The sequence below is a fragment of the Mycobacterium sp. OAS707 genome (assembly GCF_014873705.1).
Taxonomy (GTDB): domain Bacteria; phylum Actinomycetota; class Actinomycetes; order Mycobacteriales; family Mycobacteriaceae; genus Mycobacterium.
The window spans coordinates 1,694,927-1,710,555 of sequence record NZ_JADBDS010000001.1 but is presented as its reverse complement, the minus strand read 5'-3'; the positions used below and the strand labels follow the sequence as shown (position 1 = coordinate 1,710,555).

The 15,629-nt window shown below is 65.6% G+C and carries 17 protein-coding genes; 16 read left to right on the top strand and 1 reads right to left on the bottom strand.

The features are described from left to right. Positions 1–7: 7 nt before the first annotated feature. From GGC64_RS08480 to GGC64_RS08430, 11 genes are all read left to right on the top strand, one after another. Positions 8–1,390 (top strand): glutamate decarboxylase, encoded by a 1,383-nt coding sequence (locus GGC64_RS08480; RefSeq protein ID WP_192721941.1) that lies wholly within the window; start codon positions 8–10, stop codon positions 1,388–1,390. Positions 1,391–1,444: 54 nt separating this feature from the next. Continuing rightward, the gene (gene alr, locus GGC64_RS08475) at positions 1,445–2,611 is read left to right on the top strand and encodes an alanine racemase (protein ID WP_192722464.1); all 1,167 of its coding nucleotides are present in this window, start codon (positions 1,445–1,447) and stop codon (positions 2,609–2,611) included. 14 nt (positions 2,612–2,625) lie between these two features. Continuing rightward, positions 2,626–3,729: an alpha/beta fold hydrolase gene (locus tag GGC64_RS08470; RefSeq protein ID WP_192722463.1), complete on the top strand. Its 1,104-nt coding sequence runs from the start codon at positions 2,626–2,628 to the stop codon at positions 3,727–3,729. Continuing rightward, on the top strand, positions 3,722–4,219 hold the full coding sequence (gene tsaE / locus GGC64_RS08465) for a tRNA (adenosine(37)-N6)-threonylcarbamoyltransferase complex ATPase subunit type 1 TsaE (RefSeq protein WP_192721940.1): 498 nt from the start codon (positions 3,722–3,724) through the stop codon (positions 4,217–4,219). The genes GGC64_RS08470 and tsaE overlap by 8 nt, the downstream gene beginning before the upstream one ends. Then, entirely contained in the window at positions 4,204–4,797 is a 594-nt protein-coding gene (tsaB, locus tag GGC64_RS08460) for a tRNA (adenosine(37)-N6)-threonylcarbamoyltransferase complex dimerization subunit type 1 TsaB (protein ID WP_192721939.1), read from the top strand. The genes tsaE and tsaB overlap by 16 nt, the downstream gene beginning before the upstream one ends. After that, positions 4,794–5,246, top strand: a complete 453-nt coding sequence (rimI, locus tag GGC64_RS08455) for a ribosomal protein S18-alanine N-acetyltransferase (RefSeq protein ID WP_192721938.1) — start codon at positions 4,794–4,796, stop codon at positions 5,244–5,246. Before tsaB ends, rimI begins: the two co-directional genes overlap by 4 nt. Beyond that, positions 5,243–6,268: a tRNA (adenosine(37)-N6)-threonylcarbamoyltransferase complex transferase subunit TsaD gene (gene tsaD / locus GGC64_RS08450; RefSeq protein ID WP_192721937.1), complete on the top strand. Its 1,026-nt coding sequence runs from the start codon at positions 5,243–5,245 to the stop codon at positions 6,266–6,268. The genes rimI and tsaD overlap by 4 nt, the downstream gene beginning before the upstream one ends. Continuing rightward, the gene (locus GGC64_RS08445; protein ID WP_192721936.1) at positions 6,265–6,762 is read left to right on the top strand and encodes a nuclear transport factor 2 family protein; all 498 of its coding nucleotides are present in this window, start codon (positions 6,265–6,267) and stop codon (positions 6,760–6,762) included. Before tsaD ends, GGC64_RS08445 begins: the two co-directional genes overlap by 4 nt. Before the next feature lie 177 nt (positions 6,763–6,939). Next, positions 6,940–7,242, top strand: coding sequence for a co-chaperone GroES (gene groES / locus GGC64_RS08440; protein WP_015305122.1), 303 nt, complete (start codon positions 6,940–6,942; stop codon positions 7,240–7,242). A 79-nt stretch (positions 7,243–7,321) separates the two neighbouring features. After that, positions 7,322–8,947, top strand: a complete 1,626-nt coding sequence (gene groL, locus GGC64_RS08435) for a chaperonin GroEL (protein WP_192721935.1) — start codon at positions 7,322–7,324, stop codon at positions 8,945–8,947. Between the two features lie 54 nt (positions 8,948–9,001). Continuing rightward, the gene (locus GGC64_RS08430) at positions 9,002–10,519 is read left to right on the top strand and encodes an adenylate/guanylate cyclase domain-containing protein (RefSeq protein ID WP_192721934.1); all 1,518 of its coding nucleotides are present in this window, start codon (positions 9,002–9,004) and stop codon (positions 10,517–10,519) included. Here GGC64_RS08430 and GGC64_RS08425 read toward each other — a convergent pair. Further along, entirely contained in the window at positions 10,469–10,720 is a 252-nt protein-coding gene (locus GGC64_RS08425; protein WP_192721933.1) for a hypothetical protein, read from the bottom strand. The genes GGC64_RS08430 and GGC64_RS08425 overlap by 51 nt on opposite strands. 119 nt (positions 10,721–10,839) lie before the next feature. Here GGC64_RS08425 and GGC64_RS08420 point away from each other — a divergent pair, with 119 nt between their 5' ends. The 5 genes from GGC64_RS08420 (at position 10,840) to GGC64_RS08400 (ending at position 15,628) form a co-directional block, all read left to right on the top strand. Beyond that, the gene (locus GGC64_RS08420) at positions 10,840–12,354 is read left to right on the top strand and encodes an adenylate/guanylate cyclase domain-containing protein (protein WP_192721932.1); all 1,515 of its coding nucleotides are present in this window, start codon (positions 10,840–10,842) and stop codon (positions 12,352–12,354) included. Between the two features lie 63 nt (positions 12,355–12,417). Then, on the top strand, positions 12,418–12,786 hold the full coding sequence (locus tag GGC64_RS08415; RefSeq protein WP_192721931.1) for a hypothetical protein: 369 nt from the start codon (positions 12,418–12,420) through the stop codon (positions 12,784–12,786). Between the two features lie 45 nt (positions 12,787–12,831). After that, positions 12,832–14,331 carry an adenylate/guanylate cyclase domain-containing protein gene (locus GGC64_RS08410; RefSeq protein WP_192721930.1) on the top strand — a complete coding sequence of 500 codons (1,500 nt, stop codon included), beginning with the start codon at positions 12,832–12,834 and terminating at the stop codon, positions 14,329–14,331. A gap of 110 nt (positions 14,332–14,441) precedes the next feature. Continuing rightward, the gene (locus GGC64_RS08405) at positions 14,442–15,233 is read left to right on the top strand and encodes a DUF4349 domain-containing protein (protein WP_370582058.1); all 792 of its coding nucleotides are present in this window, start codon (positions 14,442–14,444) and stop codon (positions 15,231–15,233) included. Then, positions 15,230–15,628, top strand: coding sequence for an Imm50 family immunity protein (locus GGC64_RS08400; protein WP_192721928.1), 399 nt, complete (start codon positions 15,230–15,232; stop codon positions 15,626–15,628). The genes GGC64_RS08405 and GGC64_RS08400 overlap by 4 nt, the downstream gene beginning before the upstream one ends. The last annotated feature ends 1 nt before the right edge of the window (position 15,629 follow it).

Below are 15,629 nucleotides of genomic sequence, written 5' to 3'. Positions count from 1 at the left end.
ACTTGCCATGCCGCACAAGGCTCCTCGCGTCCCCCAGATTGCTCCCGCGTATACCGGGCGACTGGCGATGGCTCCGGTTCCGTCCCTGCGCCTGCCCGATGAGTGTATGGATGGCGACAACGCCTACCGATTCATCCACGACGAGCTGATGCTCGACGGCAGCAGCCGGCTGAACCTCGCGACGTTCGTCACCACCTGGATGGATCCGCAGGCCGAGAAACTGATGGCCGAGACGTTCGACAAGAACATGATCGACAAGGACGAATATCCGGCCACCGCGGCGATCGAGCAGCGTTGTGTCTGCATGGTGGCCGACCTGTTCCACGCCGAGGACCTGCGCGACGACGACCCGTCAAGCGCCACCGGGGTGTCGACGATCGGATCCAGCGAGGCGGTGATGCTGGCCGGCCTGGCACTGAAGTGGCGGTGGCGGGAGAAGGTGGGAAAGGACTGGAAGGGCCGCACGCCGAATCTGGTGATGGGCTCCAACGTTCAGGTGGTGTGGGAGAAGTTCTGCCGCTACTTCGACGTCGAACCGCGTTATCTACCAATGGAAGAGGGGCGCTACATCATCACGCCCGAGCAGGTGCTGGACAACATCGACGAAGACACCATCGGCGTCGTCGCGATTCTCGGCACCACATTCACGGGCGAACTGGAACCGATCGCGGAGATCTGCGCGGCACTGGACAAGCTTGCCGCGGGCGGGGGACTCGACATCCCCGTGCACGTCGACGCGGCCAGCGGTGGCTTCGTCGTGCCGTTCCTGCATCCGGATCTGGAATGGGACTTCCGGGTGCCACGCGTCGTGTCGATCAACGTCAGTGGGCACAAGTACGGCCTCACCTATCCCGGCATCGGGTTCGTGGTGTGGCGCAGCAAGGAGCACCTGCCCGAGGACTTGGTATTCCATGTGAACTACCTCGGCGGCGACATGCCGACGTTCACGCTCAACTTCTCCCGGCCGGGCAACCAGGTGGTCGGCCAGTACTACAACTTCCTGCGACTCGGCCGCGCGGGCTACAGCCAGGTGATGCAGTGCCTGTCGACGACCGCCCGGTGGCTGGGCGACGCACTGCGCGAAAGCCAGCATTTCGAGGTGGTGGCCGACGGGTCGGGGATCCCGGTGGTCAGCTTCCGGCTGGCCGGTGATCCCGGCTACACCGAGTTCGACGTGTCGCATGCGCTGCGCTCCTACGGCTGGCAGGTGCCCGCGTACACCATGCCGGAGGGTGCGACCGACATCACGATGCTGCGCGTCGTGGTGCGCGAGGGCTTCTCAGCGGACCTGGCCAGGGTCCTTCGCGACGACATGATCACCGCGCTGGGCCACCTCGACCAGCTCAAGCCCGGCGGCCACTTCGACGAGATACAGCCCTTCGCCCACTAGCACCTTCGCCGGGAGCGAGGTGTGCGTTCGGCATCTGGGACAATCGACGTGACCATGCAAACGACCGAACTTTCACTCAGCCCGACTGCTGCCGCCGAGGCCGTGGTGGACCTCGACGCCATCGCGCACAACGTGCGGCTACTGCGTGAGCACGCCGGATCGGCCCAGGTGATGGCCGTCGTCAAGGCCGACGGCTACGGGCACGGTGCCGCCGAAGTCGGACGGGCGGCGCTGGCTGCGGGCGCCGCCGAACTCGGCGTGGCCACCATCGACGAGGCGTTGGCACTACGCCGCGACGGCATCCGCAGTCCTGTGCTGGCATGGCTGCACGCCCCCGGCACTGACTTCGGTCCCGCGCTGGACGCCGAGGTCGAGCTGGCGGTGTCGTCGGTGCGCCAGCTCGGCGAGGTGCTCGATGCGGTCGAGCGCACCGGCCGCACCGCGACCGTCACGGTCAAGGCGGACACCGGCCTGAGCCGCAACGGCGTGAGCGCAGCAGAGTATCCCGAAGTACTGAGCGTGCTGCGCCGCGCGCAGTCCGACGGCGCGGTCCGGGCCCGCGGCATCATGTCGCACCTGGCGCACGGCGACGATCCAGACAATCCGTTCAATGACCTTCAGGCGCAACGGCTTACCGACCTGGCCCGGCAGGCGCGCGAGCAGGGCGTGGACTTCGAACTCGTACACCTGTGCAATTCGCCTGCCGCGATGACCCGGCCCGATCTGGCTTTCGACATGGTGCGACCCGGCATCGCCGTGTACGGCCAGACCCCGATACCCGAGCGCGGTGACATGGGATTGCGGGCAGCGATGACGCTGAAATGCCCTGTCGCGCTTATCCGTTCCGTGCAGGCAGGAGACGGGGTGTCCTACGGCCACATCTGGGTCGCCGAACGCGACACCACGTTGGCCCTGCTGCCGATCGGCTATGCCGACGGTGTCTTCCGGACATTGAGCGGCCGCATCGACGTGCTGATCAACGGTCGGCTCCGGCGCAGCGTCGGCCGCATCTGCATGGACCAGTTCGTCGTCGACCTCGGTCCAGGCGCGGTCGACGTGGCCGAGGGCGACGACGCCATCCTCTTCGGGCCCGGCACGCAGGGTGAGCCAACGGCACAAGAATGGGCCGAACTTCTCGGCACCATCAACTACGAGGTCGTCACCAGTCCGCGCGGCAGGGTCACCCGAACGTATCGTGGAGCGACGGGCCAAAGTCGTTGAGTGACAGCGAGACTGTGCAGCCGCGCGCCCGAAGGTCCAACGCGCCATGGCTGGCCGGAGCCGCTGGGTTGACGGCGGTCGGCACGGCCGCCGGCGTGTCGGTGGCCAGGTCTCTGCGCAGGCGGGTGACCACCGACGATCCGTACGACCACGAGGACTTCGAACTACTCGACGCTGACCGCGGTTTCGTCGTCACGACTCCCGACGGTGTCGACCTGGCTGTGCGCGAGGTGGGTCCCGAAGACGCCCGATTGACCGTGGTGTTCGCCCACGGCTTCTGTCTTCGGATGGGGGCCTTCCACTTTCAGCGTGCCAGGCTGGCCGAGCAGTGGGGCTCCCAGGTGCGCATGGTGTTCTACGACCAACGCGGCCACGGCCAGTCGAGCGAGGCGTCGCCGGAGTCCTATACCGTCGAGCAGCTGGGCCGCGATCTGGAGACCGTGCTCGCAGTCATGGCGCCGCGCGGGCCGGTGGTACTGGTCGGACACTCGATGGGCGGCATGACGGTGCTGTCACACGCTCGGCAATTCCCGCACCGCTATCCGACCCGCGTCGTCGGCGCCGCGATCATCGCCTCTGCCGCCGAAGGGGTTTCGCGGTCGCCGCTGGGGGAGATCCTGAAGAACCCGGCACTCGAGGCGGCGCGGTTCGCCGTCCGCTACGCCCCGAAGACGGTGCACCGCACCCGCGGTGCGGCCAAGGCCGTCATCGGTCCGATCCTTCGAGCCGCATCCTACGGCGACGAGAAGATCAGCCCCAGCGTCGTCGCGTTCTCCGAGAAGATGATGCACGAAACACCGATCGCCACGCTGGTGGAGTTCCTGCATGCGCTCGAGGTGCACGACGAGCTCGCGGCGCTGCCGACGCTTGCGAAGGTGCCCACCCTGATCGCCTGTGGCGATCGCGACCTGCTCACCCCGGTGGAGCACTCGCAAAGCATGGCGGCCGCGTTGCCGAAGTCCGAGCTGGTGATCGTCGGCGGCGCAGGGCATCTGGTACAGCTCGAAGCGCCTGAGGCAATCGACGACGGCCTCGTCCGCCTCGTCGAACGCGCCACGCCATCCAAACTCGTCGCGCTCACCAGGCGGGTTCGTGATCGGGTGCGCAACCATGGTTGAGCATCAGTCCGGCACCGGCGCCGCTCCGGCGGCGACATCAGGCACCGCAGAGCTCGCCACAGCCGCGGACACCATCGCGTTCGGAGCACAGCTGGGCCGTCAACTGCGCGCAGGCGATGTGGTGGTGTTGTCTGGCCCACTTGGCGCGGGAAAGACGGTGCTGGCCAAGGGAATCGCTGCGGCGATGGACGTCGAAGGACCGGTGATCTCGCCGACGTTCGTGTTGGCGCGTGTGCACCGTGCCCGCCGGATCGGTGCTCCGGCGATGATCCACGTCGACCTGTACCGGCTGCTCGACCACGGGACGGTCGACCTGCTCGCCGAGCTCGACTCACTGGACCTCGACACCGATCTGGAAGATGCGGTTGTCGTCGTGGAGTGGGGCGAGGGCCTTGCCGAACGACTTTCGGACAGTCACCTCGACATCCGACTCGAGCGCGGACCGCAGACTGAGGTGCGCACCGCGATCTGGCAGTGGAGCCGACAGTGACGCTCATCCTGGCAATCGACACCGCGACACCCGCGGTCACCGCGGGAGTCGTGCGGCTTGACGGTGTCGAGGTGCTCGCCGAGCGGATCACCGTCGACGCCCGCGGCCACGCGGAGCGCCTCACTCCGAATGTGCTTGGTGCACTCGGCGACGCGGGTGTGACCGTCAACGACCTGAATGCCGTTGTCGTGGGCTGCGGCCCAGGCCCTTTCACCGGTCTGCGGGTCGGTATGGCGACGGCAGCGGCCTACGGTCACGCGCTCGACATCCCCGTGCACGGGGTGTGCAGCCTCGATGCGATCGGTGTCGACACAACGAGCGACGCGCTCGTGGTCACCGATGCCCGCCGCCGCGAGGTCTACTGGGCGCGTTATCGCGACGGCGTCCGCGTGGCGGGTCCTGCTGTCAACGCACCAGCCGATGTGCCTGGGGCTGAGGATGCCTTGGCGCTTCCGCCCAGGTATCCCAGCGTCGCGGGGCTGGTGCGGGTGGTCGCCGACTGGGCGGCCGCACCCGAGCCGTTGATACCGCTGTATCTGCGCCGTCCCGACGCCAAACCATCGGTGGTGGCCCGATGACCGTCGTGTACACGTCGCTGACCCCGCGTGACGCCGCGCGCTGCGCGGAGTTGGAGAAGCAACTGTTCGACGGCGACGACCCGTGGCCCGCGCGGGCCTTTCTGGCGGAGCTGGAGGCCAAACACATCCGCTACGTCGCGGCCCGGGACGGCGACAAGCTCGTCGGCTACGCAGGCATCTCCCGGCTCGGCCGGAAAAAGCCGTACGAGTACGAGATTCACACCATCGGGGTGGACCAGGCATACCAGGGTCAGGGCATCGGCAGAAAGATGATGACCGAATTGCTCGACTACGCCGCGGACGGGGCGGTCTTCCTCGAGGTGCGCACCGATAACGAAGCCGCGATCGTTCTGTATGAGAGTTTGGGCTTCGTCAACGTCGGGCTGCGCCGTCGGTATTACCGCGCCAGCGGCGCCGACGCATACACCATGAGACGAGATCCGCAATGACGACCATCTTGGCTATTGAAAGCTCGTGCGACGAAACAGGTGTCGGCATTGCGCGCCTCGACGACGATGGCACCGTGACCCTTCTCGCCGACGAGGTCGCCTCCAGCGTCGACGAGCATGCGCGGTTCGGCGGCGTGGTCCCCGAGATCGCCTCGCGGGCACATCTGGAGGCGCTGGGACCCACGATGCGGCGCGCGCTGGAAGTCGCTCGGATCGGCAAGCCGGATATCGTCGCGGCCACCATCGGCCCCGGACTGGCCGGCGCCCTGTTGGTGGGAGTTGCTGCGGCCAAGGCGTATTCGGCCGCGTGGCAGGTGCCGTTCTACGCCGTCAACCACCTCGGTGGCCACCTCGCCGCCGACGTGTACGACCACGGCCCGCTGCCCGAGAGCGTCGGCCTGCTCGTTTCGGGCGGCCACACCAACCTGCTGCACGTGCGGTCGCTGGGTGAACCGATCGTCGAACTCGGCAGCACCGTCGACGACGCCGCAGGCGAGGCCTACGACAAGGTCGCGCGGCTGCTCGGGCTCGGCTATCCCGGCGGCAAGGTGCTCGACGATCTTGCGCGCCAAGGAAACCGCGACGCGATCGTGTTCCCCCGCGGCATGACCGGCCCTCGCGACGATCCGTATGCGTTCAGCTTCTCCGGGCTCAAGACCGCGGTCGCCCGATACGTGGAGAGTCATCCTGACGCGCCGCAGGCCGATGTGGCTGCCGGGTTCCAGGAGGCGGTAGCCGATGTGCTGACACTCAAGGCCGTGCGCGCTGCCAAGGAACTGAACGTGTCGACGCTGTTGATCGCGGGCGGGGTGGCGGCCAACTCGCGGCTGCGTGAACTGGCAGAGGAGCGCTGCAACGCCAACGGACTGACGCTGCGGATCCCGCGGCCGCGGCTGTGCACGGACAACGGCGCGATGATCGCCTCGTTCGCCGCGCATCTGATCGCCGCCGGGGCGCCGCCCTCACCGCTGGATGTGGCCAGCGATCCCGGTCTGCCTGTCGTAAGGGGACAAGTCGCATGAGCCCGCGAGGAGCCGAAGAGGGATCGCAAGTCACAGACAAGCTGGCGATCACCGAACTGCTGTACCGGTACGCCGAGTTGATCGACGCCGGCGACTTCGAGGGGGTGGGCAGGCTGCTGGCCCGGGCCACGTTCGCCGGCACGAGGTCGGCGTCCACGTCGAGCGCCGAGGCCATCGCCAAGCTGTTCGGCGCGACAACCCGCCGCTATCCCGGACACGGCAATACCCCGCGCACCAGGCATCTGGTGCTCAATCCGATCATCGAGATCAGCAGCGAGATCAGCGGAGCGCGAACAGCCAAATGTCGCTCGACCTTCTGCGTTGTGCAGAACACCGAGACCGTGCCGCTGCAGCCGATCGTCGTCGGACGCTATTTCGATAGCTTCACCTGCGACGATGATGGCTGGTACTTCACCGAGCGGCAGGTCGACGTCGAGATGATCGGCGACATCTCGGCGCATCTGATGTTCGATCCGCGCGACTTCGACCGTTAGTAGCGGGGTGACCTTGAGTGCTAGCACTCTCGTGTATAGAGTGCTAGGTGGCACGCGGCCAACCCCTGCTCCGGCACCCGCGACGACGGCGCGAGGGCACGGACGCTTGCCGAACACCTGTAATGCATCCGGGGATTGGCTCCGGATCGACAACCCGAACTACTGGAGGGCTCCATCGTGGCGAGCGTGAACATCAAGCCACTCGAGGACAAGATCCTCGTTCAGGCCAACGAGGCCGAGACCACGACCGCATCCGGTCTGGTCATCCCTGACACCGCCAAGGAGAAGCCGCAAGAAGGCACCGTCGTCGCAGTCGGCCCCGGCCGCTGGGATGAGGACGGCGAGAAGCGGATTCCGCTGGACGTCTCCGAGGGCGACGTCGTCATCTACAGCAAGTACGGCGGCACCGAGATCAAGTACAACGGCGAGGAGTACCTGATCCTGTCCGCCCGCGACGTGCTGGCAGTCGTCAACAAGTAATCAGTCGTGTCCCGCCCCGGAGATCCCCGTACCCACGGGCGATTTCCGGGGCGGTATGCGTCATAGGAGAAAGCCAACTATGAGCAAGCAGATTGAGTTCAACGAAACTGCGCGCCGCGCAATGGAAGCCGGCGTAGACAAGCTCGCCGATGCGGTTCGTGTGACCCTGGGCCCACGCGGTCGGCACGTCGTGCTGGCCAAGGCGTTCGGTGGACCGCAGGTGACCAACGACGGCGTCACCGTCGCGCGCGAGATCGACCTCGAGGACCCGTTCGAGAACCTCGGCGCACAGCTGGTGAAGTCGGTCGCCACCAAGACCAACGACGTCGCAGGCGACGGCACCACCACCGCGACAGTGCTGGCGCAGGCCATCGTTAAGGCCGGACTGCGGCAGGTGGCCGCCGGTGCCAACCCGATCGCGCTGGGTTCTGGCATCAGCAAGGCCGCCGACGCCGTGTCGGAGGCTCTGCTTGCCTCGGCCACCCCGGTGTCCGACAAGACCGCGATCGCCCAGGTCGCGACCGTTTCGTCGCGCGACGAGCAGATCGGTGAGCTGGTCGGCGAGGCGATGACCAAGGTCGGTCACGACGGCGTCGTGTCCGTCGAGGAGTCGTCAACCCTGAACACCGAGCTGGAGATCACCGACGGCGTCGGCTTCGACAAGGGCTTCATCTCGGCGTACTTCATCACCGACTTCGACGCCCAGGAAGCGGTGCTCGAGGACGCGTTGGTACTGCTGCACCGGGAGAAGATCAGCTCGCTGCCGGACCTGCTGCCGCTGCTGGAGAAGGTCGCCGAGAGCGGTAAGCCGCTGCTGATCGTCGCCGAAGACGTTGAGGGCGAAGCGCTTTCAACGCTGGTGGTCAACTCGATCCGCAAGACCCTGAAGGCCGTCGCGGTCAAGGCGCCGTTCTTCGGTGACCGTCGCAAGGCGTTCCTCGACGACCTCGCGATCGTGACCGGTGGTCAGGTCGTCAATCCGGACGTCGGGTTGCTGCTGCGCGAGGTGGGACTCGAGGTGCTCGGCTCGGCTCGCCGCATCGTGGTGGACAAGGACAGCACCACGATCGTCGACGGCGGCGGCACCAAGGACGCCATTGATGCCCGCGCCGCTCAGCTACGAGGCGAGATCGAGAACACCGACTCCGACTGGGATCGCGAGAAGCTCGAAGAGCGACTGGCCAAGCTGGCCGGTGGTGTCGCGGTGATCAAGGTCGGCGCGGCCACCGAGACCGATCTCAAGAAGCGCAAGGAAGCCGTCGAAGATGCGGTCGCGGCGGCCAAGGCCGCGGTCGAAGAGGGCATCATCACCGGCGGCGGCGCGGCGCTCGTGCAAGCGCGCAAGGCGCTGGCTCCGCTGCGCGAATCGGTGACCGGCGACGAAGCAGTCGGCGTCGAGGTGTTCAACGCAGCGCTGTCGGCCCCGCTGTACTGGATCGCCGCCAACGCCGGGTTGGACGGCTCCGTGGTAGTGAACAAGGTCGCCGAGCTGCCGACGGGCCACGGGTTCAACGCCGCGACGCTGGAGTACGGCGATCTGGTCGCGGGTGGCATCGTCGACCCGGTCAAGGTCACCCGCTCGGCGGTGCTCAACGCCGCGTCGGTGGCCCGGATGGTGCTGACCACCGAGACGGCTGTGGTCGACAAGCCGGCGGAGCCGGAGGACGACGGCCACGGCCACGGTCATCACGGCCACGCTCACTAGTTAGTTTCAACGGAACACCCCCGGTCACCAGGCCGGGGGTGTTTTCGTTTTGATATGGACCGCATTTGGCAGTGGGCGTGGGACCGGTTTGGAGCGAAACACCGCTTGGCGGGTCTGGCCGTCGTATTGCCAGCAGGATTGCCGATCTACCTGTTCTGGTCGTTCCTCATCGTCGCTGTGGAAGGCTCCCGTCACTACGTTGAGGCAGGCGTCGTGACCCTCGTCGCTCTGCTGGCGCTGAATCTGTACGCGGCTTTCGCCGACCGCAAGCGCTATCGCCCGGTCGAGCAATGGGCGGCCGGCCGCGACGTCGATCGGGCAACAGCGCTGAAGGCCACATATAGCTTCTCCCGGAGCGCGGTTTACCGGGCGCTTTGGTTAGCCGCGGTTTGCTTTGCCCTGATGTCGGTGAGCATCGGTGCAATTGTTGGAGCGAGCGGACCGCGACTTGCACAGTATGGTGTGCTGGGCGCCGCGGTCGGGACCGTGACGTATCTCATCAGTGTGCACAGCATGTTGGAGGCGACCGCTCGGCCTGCACGGGTCGCGATCGCTGGCGACACGAGCATCGGGGACTCTCTACCCCGCGCTCGTCCGACGATCGCCGCGTGGTCAAACATGACGGTCCTGGGGACTGCGTTCGTTTTCTCCGTCGACAGCGCAATGTTGGTTGCCGCGATCGTTGGGGCCAGCCCGCAGCCACTTCTGTTCCTTGGGATCGGCACTGCCTTGACAGTCGCATTCGGAATTCCGCTAGTCGTCGGCGTCGGTTTCTCACCGTCGATGCGGCCGATTCGGGATCTCGCGGAGGGAACCGAGCGCGTCGCAGCCGGTGACTACGGCAGGCGCGTGCCGGTGGTTCAGGACGACGATCTCGGAGTGCTGGCAGCGTCGTTCAATCGCATGCAGGCGGGATTGGCTGAGCGCCAACGACTTCAGGCGGCATTCGGCACCTACGTCGACCCCGCTCTCGCCGCGCGACTGCTCGAGCAGGGCGACGATGTTTTCACCGGCGAGCGCCGCGAGGTGACGGTGATGTTCGTCGACATCCGCGACTTCACCCCGTTCGTCGAGGCGAACACCGCGGAGGACACCGTAGCCCGACTCAACGCCCTGTTCGAGATCGTGGTGCCCGCTGTCCTCGACGCCGGAGGGCACGTCAACCAGTTCCTCGGCGACGGCGCGATGGCCGTCTTCGGCGCTCCGAACGATCTCGCGAACCATGCCGACGCCGCAGTGAGCGCCGCGGTGCTGATTCACCGTCTCGTTGCCGAGCGATTCGGCGGTGAGCTTCGGATCGGCATCGGGATAAACACCGGTACGGTGATCGCCGGCACTATCGGCGGCGGAGCTCATCTTGAGTTCGGCCTGATCGGCGATACCACGAACGTGGCTGCCCGCGTCGAGCAACTCACCAAGACCACCGGCGATGCCATCCTTCTCACTGACCAAACCGTTGACGCCCTGGTTTCTCGACCGCCCGGACTGGCTGACCGTGGTCTCCACGCGCTGAAGGGTAAGTCAGCCCAGACCACGGTCTTCGGTCTTGACCCGGTCGCGACGCCTTCGTAGCGCCGCACCCGCCTCAGCAGTGATCAGACTGGCTTCCTCCAGTTGCGGCACAAGCAGATACGCGTCGGTGTACAGGGTGCTGATCTCACAGGGGAGGCAGACAAAGTCGGGCAGCGCCGAGACCTGAGCTTCGGGCGGCGCAGCGACCAGGCGCAGGCTGTCCACCAGCATGTGATGTTGGACCGCAGGTGTCATAGCCATGAAAGATTGTTCGTTCAGAGCGTGTGCTTGGTCAACCTATTTGGGCTTCGCCGCAACGCGCAGGTCTAGTTCGAACGGAACACGCCCCGTGGCCGGGCCGGGCATGTTTTGTTTTCGGTATGGACCGTATCTGGCAGTGGGCGTGGGATCGGTGGGGGTCGACATACTCGTGGGCCGTCTGGGGAATCATGGTCGTCCCCATGCTGGTGTCGTACCTTGTCGTGTCGTCGTTGGTTGTCGCTTTCGAGAAGTCGGGTCATTACGCCGAAGCGGCCGCCTACACCGTTGCCGCCGTGGTGGTAGACGCGTACGTGGTGATTCTTCCGGGCAGCCGGCTATTCCGCCTCGCTCAGCGGTGGGCAGCCGGCCACGAGGTCGACCGCGCTCAGGCGTTGCATGACACGTACACCTGGACTCGGGCGGCAGGTGTCCGAGCGTTGTGGTTCCAACCCGCGTGGACGGCAGTGCTGCTAGTGGTTGTTGGTGCGATGTCCCAAGCGAGCGGGGCGCGGCTGATTGAATACGGAATCTTGGGCGCTACCTTGGGAGTCGCCATGGCGCTCATGGGTTTACACACGTCTGTGCAAGGAATGTTGCGGCCCGCCAGGGCGGCCCTCGCCGGAGACACCGCCATCGGCGACACGCTTCCCCGCTCTCGCCCGACCTTTGCCGCCTGGTTGAACCTCGCCTTCCTGGGTGCCATTTTCACCTTTGCGATCGGGGGCGCGCTGCTGGCAGTTGTATTGGACCGAACGAGTGATTTTCCGGTGCTCACCGTGGTAGTGACCGCGTGTGCGTGGACGGCGTTCGCGGTGCCCGTCACCGTCGGCGTACTCATCGCGCCGTCACTGCGACCGGTTCGCGACCTCGCCAAGGGCACCGAACGGGTTGCCGCCGGCGACTATTCGCAACGCCTGCCCGTGGTCCAGGACGATGATCTCGGTGCGCTGGCGGCGTCGTTCAACCGAATGCAGGCGGGTTTGGCTGAGCGGCAACGACTTCAGGCGGCTTTCGGCAGCTACGTCGATCCGGTGCTCGCGGCTCGGCTACTCGAGCAGGGCGACGACGTGTTCACCGGCGAGCGCCGGCAGGTGACGGTGATGTTCGTCGACGTCCGCGATTTCACGCCGTTCGCCGAGGCGAACACGGCAGAGGACACGGTCGCCCGTCTCAATGCACTGTTCGAGATTGTGGTGCCTGCCGTCGTCGATGCCGGGGGACATGTCAACAAGTTCCTCGGTGACGGCGCGATGGCCGTCTTTGGCGCCCCGAATGATCTTGCCGATCACGCCGATGCGGCGGTGAACGCCGCGGCGCTGGTTCACCATCGCGTCGCCGAGCGATTCCGCGGCGAGTTGCGTATCGGGATCGGGATCAACACCGGCGTCGTGATCGCCGGAACGATCGGCGGCGGAGGCCATCTCGAGTTCACCCTGATCGGCGACACGACCAATGTCGCCGCCCGTGTCGAGCAGCTCACCAGGGTCACCGGTGATCCAATTCTTCTGACCCAGCAGACCGTTGACGCTCTTACGTCTCCACGATCGGGACTCGTCGACCGAGGACCGCACGCGCTGAAAGGCAAATCAGCCGAGGTGAAGGTCTTCGGGCTCGATCCGAGTGTGAATGAATAGCCTCCGCTCGATGACGTACGGGCATACGCTGCCAACAAGATCAGCACCAGATGACGAGGAAGTATGCCTCTGACTTGGCTATCTCGCGTAGCCGCCGGCCTTGTTGCCGCCGTGGCCGCGATCGCGTTCGGGTCGCCGGTCCGTGCTGACCCGGGAGAGCCGATTCCGGGCAGCGGTTTCTTCGTCGTTGGCACAGACATTGCGCCCGGCCTGTACCGGACGGACGGGACGGCATCGACCTGGCAGGTGTTGATAAACGATGTGCCGACCGAGGATTCGATGTGCCTGTGGTTCACCTACAGCACGCCTGATGCGAACAAAGACCATGTGGTCGCGACGAACATGTCCGTCGGTCCGATGTATGTGACCATCAACTCGACCGTGAAGGCCTTCGAGTCGCAGAACTGCGAACCCTGGATCAGAGTCACCTGAGTTCGTTTCTCACTTCTGTTGGCCCCACACGCTTAATCTCGCGGGATGGACCGTATCTGGCAGTGGGCGTGGGATCGGCACGGACCGAGGTACTCGTGGGTGATCTGCGTGGTGTTCTCCGCGATCATGCTGCCGATCTACCTCTTCGCGTCGGTCGTCGTTGTTGCTTTCGAGGGCTCCAGTCATTATGCCGAGGCTGTCGTGGCCACCCTTGTGGCCGTGCCGGTGCTGGTGTACTTGTCGGTTCTCCCTGGTCTGGGTCGGGTCCGCCTTGCTGAGCAATGGGCTGCCGGCCACACGGTGGACCGGGCATCGGCAATGGAAGCCACCTACACCTGGGCTCGGCGTTTGGTCATTCGAACGCTGAGCGTCAACTCTGGTTGGGCCGCTTCGGTAATGGTCGCTGTCGCTGCGATCGCAGGGGCGACCGGGTCACGGCTCGTCCAGTACGCGGTCCTTGGCGCCGTACTCGGACCTTCTATCGTTGTGATCGGTGTGCACAGCGGGTTTGAAGCAGCGCTGCGGCCGGCCAGGTCCGCCATCGCCGGTCACACCGGGATCGGTGATTCACTTCCGCAGTCTCGGCCGACGTTTGCCGCGTGGACAAACATGGCTATGCTCGGCGCTGTCTTCGCGTTCTCCGTCGCGAGCGCGCAGTTGGCAGCCGTGTTCGACCCGGCTGGGCACGGCCCATTGATTGTTCTCATGATCGCTTGTGCTCTAACACTTTTCAGTGTAGCGATCACCCTTGCTCCCTCATTTTCGCCGTCCCTGCTACCGATTCGCGATCTCGCCGAAGGGACCAAGCGCGTTGCGAGCGGGGATTACGGTCAGCGAGTGCCGGTGGTGCAGGACGACGATCTCGGTGCGCTGGCGGCGTCATTCAATAGCATGCAGGCGGGTTTGGCTGAGCGGCAACGACTTCACGCTGCCTTCGGCACGTACGTCGATCCCGTTCTGGCGGCCCGGTTGCTCGAGCAGGGCGACGACGTGTTCGGCGGGGAGCGCCGGGAGGTAACGGTGATGTTCGTCGACGTCCGTGATTTCACGCCGTTCGCCGAAGCAAACACCGCCGAGGAAACTGTCGCGAGGCTCAACGCACTGTTCGAGATCGTCGTGCCCGCGGTCGTCGATGCCGGTGGGCACGTCAACAAGTTCCTTGGCGACGGCGCGCTGGCGGTGTTCGGCGCACCGAATGACCTTGCAGATCATGCTGACTCGGCTGTGAAAGCCGCGCTGCTGATTCAGCGACTTGTCGCCGAGCGGTTCGCCGGAGACCTTCGGATCGGCATCGGGATCAACACCGGCAAGGTGATCGCAGGCACCATCGGGGGCGGAAGCAAGCTCGAGTTCACGTTGATCGGCGACACGGTCAATGTCGCTGCCCGCGTCGAGCAGCTCACCAAAACCACCGGAGACGCGATCCTTCTCGCCAAGCCCACCGTCGACGCGCTGGGATCTGCACCGACCGGACTGATCGACCGTGGGGCGCACGCGCTGAAAGGCAAGGCGGACGCTGTGACGGTGTACGGTCTCGCGCAATAGACGATCGGTGCCCCGGGCTTCGTGTTGCGGCTAGATTTTCAGGCATGAGCCAGGGTTCTCACAGGTTGGGTGGCCGCTTCGCGGCGTTGACTATCGCGGGCGCCGCACTGCTGTGTGTATTGACCGCATGCGGCGCTTCGCCCGAGCGGCCGATGCCTGCGACCGACGGCATGGCGGGAGTTGCGGGAGCGCCACCACCGCAGGATGTGCCTGGGCCGGCACCGAAGGTCGAGCGCGACATCGTCAAGACGGCGTCAATGACCGTCGTCGTGGCCAATCCCGCTGAGGCCGCCGACAAGGCCGCCGTCATCGCCGGGGACGCGGACGGCCGAGTCGACAGCCGGTCCGAAGATGCCGGGTCGGGCAGCGGGAAGGCGAGCACATCGGTGACGCTGAGAATTCCCGCCGCGAAGCTCGACGAGGCGATGCGGGATCTCAAGGCACTGGGCACCGTCGAACGTGCCGAGGTCAGCGCCGAGGACGTCACCGCGCAGCGCGTCGACCTCGACGCCCGGGTCAAGGCACTGCAGACGTCGGTAGATCGGTTGCTCGCCATCATGCGAGATGCCAGGGATCCCGATGCGCTGATCAAGGCCGAGGACGCGCTGTCGAAACGTCAGGCGGAGCTCGACAGCCTGCGGGCACAACGCCAGGCTCTCGGGGACCGTATCGACTACAGCACCGTCAACGTCACCTTCATCGCCGAGACCGTCGGCGGCCCGGCGCCCAACGAGTATCAAGGTTTCCTGGGGCAGATCGAAAGAGGTTGGGATGCATTGGTTTCCGTAGTCGGTAACCTGGTGCTGCTCTTCGGTCTGGTGCTGCCCTGGCTGGGGGTGCTGGCCGTAATCGGCGGCATCGGCTACGGCGCCATCAGGCTGATGAAGGCTCGCCGGTCGTGAGTGCGCCGGACTTCATCCAAGCCGCGGATATCCTCGTCAAGGCCATGGGCTATTGGCCGTCGTTCCACGACGCCGACGTTCGACAAGCCACTCGGGATTCGGATTCCTGCACCGTGATCATCCATGTCTACGAAATGACCGATCAGGTTGATTCGGCGGGCTTCTTCGTCCTTCGCAAGCATCACCTGGTCGAACTCTTGATGCTTGGCGTGCAGTCAGATTCGTTGCCCTCACCGTATGAGGGAGATGTTCTGAGCAGCCTGAGCTTCCAGAGGGCAGGGTCTGGTATCCGAGTGACTTTCGATTCTCACATGGATCTTGGCGGCGAGGTCGTGTGTGAGGAGGTGCTCGTCAAGAGCGTCGTGCCCTACGTGGAGCCCGGTCGGAGTTCCTAGA

Bases quoted from the DNA above. Each gene is read 5' to 3' on its own strand.
- groL (WP_192721935.1), top strand. From the start codon at position 7,322: ATGAGCAAGCAGATTGAGTTCAACGAAACTGCGCGCCGCGCAATGGAA.
- tsaE (WP_192721940.1), top strand. From the start codon at position 3,722: ATGGTTGAGCATCAGTCCGGCACCGGCGCCGCTCCGGCGGCGACATCA.
- GGC64_RS08420 (WP_192721932.1), top strand. From the start codon at position 10,840: ATGGACCGTATCTGGCAGTGGGCGTGGGATCGGTGGGGGTCGACATAC.
- tsaD (WP_192721937.1), top strand. From the start codon at position 5,243: ATGACGACCATCTTGGCTATTGAAAGCTCGTGCGACGAAACAGGTGTC.
- GGC64_RS08410 (WP_192721930.1), top strand. From the start codon at position 12,832: ATGGACCGTATCTGGCAGTGGGCGTGGGATCGGCACGGACCGAGGTAC.
- GGC64_RS08445 (WP_192721936.1), top strand. From the start codon at position 6,265: ATGAGCCCGCGAGGAGCCGAAGAGGGATCGCAAGTCACAGACAAGCTG.
- GGC64_RS08480 (WP_192721941.1), top strand. From the start codon at position 8: ATGCCGCACAAGGCTCCTCGCGTCCCCCAGATTGCTCCCGCGTATACC.
- GGC64_RS08415 (WP_192721931.1), top strand. From the start codon at position 12,418: ATGCCTCTGACTTGGCTATCTCGCGTAGCCGCCGGCCTTGTTGCCGCC.
- alr (WP_192722464.1), top strand. From the start codon at position 1,445: ATGCAAACGACCGAACTTTCACTCAGCCCGACTGCTGCCGCCGAGGCC.
- rimI (WP_192721938.1), top strand. From the start codon at position 4,794: ATGACCGTCGTGTACACGTCGCTGACCCCGCGTGACGCCGCGCGCTGC.
- GGC64_RS08430 (WP_192721934.1), top strand. From the start codon at position 9,002: ATGGACCGCATTTGGCAGTGGGCGTGGGACCGGTTTGGAGCGAAACAC.
- GGC64_RS08425 (WP_192721933.1), bottom strand. From the start codon at position 10,720: ATGGCTATGACACCTGCGGTCCAACATCACATGCTGGTGGACAGCCTG.